The 2,969-nt window shown below is 60.3% G+C and carries 3 protein-coding genes and 1 pseudogene; 3 read left to right on the forward strand and 1 reads right to left on the reverse strand.

Annotated features, from left to right (window positions below; all coding sequences use genetic code 11):
- Positions 1–170: 170 nt before the first annotated feature.
- Positions 171–851, reverse strand: coding sequence for a hypothetical protein (locus tag BST28_RS23890; RefSeq protein ID WP_131813804.1), 681 nt, complete (start codon positions 849–851; stop codon positions 171–173).
- A gap of 387 nt (positions 852–1,238) precedes the next feature.
- Here BST28_RS23890 and BST28_RS22705 point away from each other — a divergent pair, with 387 nt between their 5' ends.
- The 3 genes and pseudogenes from BST28_RS22705 to BST28_RS23895 all read left to right on the forward strand — a co-directional run.
- Positions 1,239–1,445, forward strand: a complete 207-nt coding sequence (locus BST28_RS22705; protein ID WP_019735611.1) for an antitoxin MazE-like protein — start codon at positions 1,239–1,241, stop codon at positions 1,443–1,445.
- Positions 1,442–1,774, forward strand: coding sequence for a type II toxin-antitoxin system PemK/MazF family toxin (locus tag BST28_RS22710; RefSeq protein ID WP_019735610.1), 333 nt, complete (start codon positions 1,442–1,444; stop codon positions 1,772–1,774). The genes BST28_RS22705 and BST28_RS22710 overlap by 4 nt, the downstream gene beginning before the upstream one ends.
- Before the next feature lie 828 nt (positions 1,775–2,602).
- A pseudogene (locus BST28_RS23895) lies at positions 2,603–2,969 on the forward strand (hypothetical protein); the annotation flags it as partial.

Below are 2,969 nucleotides of genomic sequence, written 5' to 3' on the forward strand. Positions count from 1 at the left end.
CGTCGACGGGCGAGCCCGCAACCGCCGGATCGGAGGTCGCCTGAAAATCACCGATCCACAGGTCTTGACAATATCTCGAAACCACCCCGTCGCTTCTGGCCTAGATTTCGACCGTCGTCGACACGTCCTCGGTCTGTGATGTTGAGGCGCGTCGGTGTGGCTGTCGCCGATCAGAACAGTCCAGTGAAGTCGGTCATCAGCTGACTCAAATCCGATGCGGCAGAAGCAGGGTCGGTTGCTGGGAATTCAAACAGCGTCAAAAATGGCGGCTGGCCCTCAAAACTGAGGGTGTCTTTGATGCCGGCTGCGTCGCTGATGTAGGTGTTGGTGATTCCGACCCCGTTGCCGAAGTATCCTTGCATCGTAAATGTGTCGGCGAACCCGATCGTCGGATCGTTCAGGTAGGAATTGATAAACATCGGTTGATAACCGCTTAGCCCGATTTGCACAGGGGTGAACGGGAACAGCGACACGTCATCTTCAGTGGCGCCGACATGGGGGAACGTGGAGCCGTCGAGTATTGCGGTGATTTCCGAATGGCCCACACTTCCCAAAAGCGTTATATAGGTATTAGTCGCGTGGGCCGTGTACCACTCGTCATTCGCCCATAAGTGGTGGACGTATGTCGCGATGTCTCCGTTAGAGGTCGTCGGAAGTGAGGCTATGGCACCAGGGAATGTCGCCACAGGATATGGCGTCGACGTCATCGAGAGATACGGCCAGGCATCATCGATGGCGTCAGCGCCGGCGACTGGACTTGCGGCAAGGGCAACACCGAGGCCCGTGCCAACCGCGATTCCAAGAAGTACGGTCACGCGGCGCGCGCGGCGCAACAGCGGATGGGTAGACATCGCGGGTTCCCTCATGGTTGGTGTTGTCGGTACGACGAAACCAGTCGGGATCTGACCAACGCACGGTCGCGCGCACCATCCGGAAACGCTAACAGTTACGAACAATAGCACTTGCTGTATTAGCTCGGCAAGGCCGACGTTTGCCACAGGCGGCGGGGCGGGTGAGCTTTACTGGTAACCCGCGGTATTCGATTCCGCCGTATTCGGCCCCGGCCGCAAGTTGCCCGCCAACGTCAGAACAGCCTCAAGACGTCCGTGACGATGGTTATCTTCAGGTTGGCCAGGCCCGCCGCCGAGCGAAAGTCGTAGCTGGGATCTTTGTTTTCTGGCCCGCCAGCTCCTGATTGTCCAGCCGCTGAAGTCCAACGTTACATGTAACATCGTGGCATGGCTGTGAGGGAGAGGGTCGGCGAGTACAGACGGCGGATGCGGGAGCGAGGCCTCCGGCCGCTGCAGGTCTGGGTGCCTGATGTTCGAACCGAGACGTTTGCGGCCGAGGCGCATCGCCAGGCTTCGTTGGTCGCACGGGCAGACGAGACCGGAGACGACCAAGACTTCATTGAGGCCATCTCGACGCCATGGGACGAGGAGTGAACCGAGGGGAGATCTGGACCGTGGCGGGTGGCGTCTATGCCGCGAAGCCGCGTCCCGCGGTCATCATCCAAGACGACCTATTCGATAGTACGAGTTCAGTGACTGTCGCCCCGATGACCAGCACGCTGTTGGATGCACCGCTGATGCGCATCCGGATAGCCGGCGGAGACGGCCGGCTATCCGGACTGGACCACGACAGCGACGTGATGGTCGATAAGCTCACAACCCTCAGAAGGGCGAACGTCCACTCCCGACTAGGTCGGTTGACAGCGGAGCAAGTCGTCGAGGTCGAGCGAGCGATGATGGCATTCCTTGGCCTTGCCCGATAGGTGAGAACCGTTGAGTGGCAGGTGAAAACGCATTACTCTACCCGACATAATGTACGTTATCGGCACACGGTGTGAGCTGGGCGGGGGGAAGTCATGGGATCGGACACTAGCGTCGTCGCCTGCCGTGTCGTTTTGCAGTTGATCTCCGACTTTTTCACTCGTTCGAGAACCAGCGCATGGCCCTTTCCACTCCTTCGCCTACTGGATGTCGCATCTCGTGACGTTTCCGCGCCGGTGGCGTGATCAGCTTCCGCCCGAGTTCCGCCCCGCACCGTCCTCGGTCGCTACGGCCGCGGGACCCGACCAATTCGTCACTGTGACGTATTAGTCGAGTCGGGCTTCTCCATTAGGCCCCTCGTATGGCGGTTACGCTCCGCCCTCATTGCTGTCTTGGATCCTTTGCGCATGGCGGTCCCGGGGCGGCACGCCTATCCGCGTCAGCAGAGAGATCATCAAAGTCCGAGGCCAGTTGGGTATAGCCAACATCAAGGGCTTGTTCATGCAGTGCGTCTGCCCCGGCCCTGAGCAGCGCACGAAGCACGTCGGCTTCCGTTGGTATTTCGGCTGGGACCCACCCTTGCCGCCTGGTCCATCGTCGCAGAGCTTCCGCCGCGGGCGAATCCTGACTGAGGTATGGGGATATCACCGTTTCGTCGGCTTCCCTCAGGATCAGGCTGACGCGTCTAACCACGTTGTCAATGATGACATCACCGCCACCCTCGCGTTTAGTCACTGTGACGGTTTGGGTCGTATTAGCAGGTGGCCTTGTCGGAGCCGAGACCTATTGTGAGGGCTTGTTGTGCGGCGGAATAGGTGAAGGACGGGCAGATGGCCAAGCGTGGTGACCGTATGGCGGCGAAGCGGCGCCGGCAAGAGCGCGAGAAGCAACGTCGTCATACGGTTCCCGAGACCGATCCCGGTCCGGAGGCCTTCGGCATCAAAATGCCATCGCCGGCCGCTCCAGGCGGCCCCGCCTCGCGGCCTGACTTCTCGGAGGTGGATTGGGACAAGCTCAAGGCTGCGTATCCGGACGGCGCGCACGGGCTCATGCGAGCGATGTTTCTTGGGCTCATCGGTGAACGCGCCAAGCGAGCGAAAGATCTTCTGTCGTGGGGTCTGATAGCGTCCCAGGGAGTGGTGGACTTCGGATCTGGCGTGGTTCACGCGTCGCGATCAACGAGTCGTGTTGAACGCT

The sequence above is a fragment of the Mycolicibacter kumamotonensis genome (assembly GCF_002086285.1).
Lineage (GTDB): Bacteria > Actinomycetota > Actinomycetes > Mycobacteriales > Mycobacteriaceae > Mycobacterium > Mycobacterium kumamotonense.

Bases quoted from the DNA above. Each gene is read 5' to 3' on its own strand.
- BST28_RS23890 (WP_131813804.1), bottom strand. From the start codon at position 851: ATGTCTACCCATCCGCTGTTGCGCCGCGCGCGCCGCGTGACCGTACTT.
- BST28_RS22705 (WP_019735611.1), top strand. From the start codon at position 1,239: ATGGCTGTGAGGGAGAGGGTCGGCGAGTACAGACGGCGGATGCGGGAG.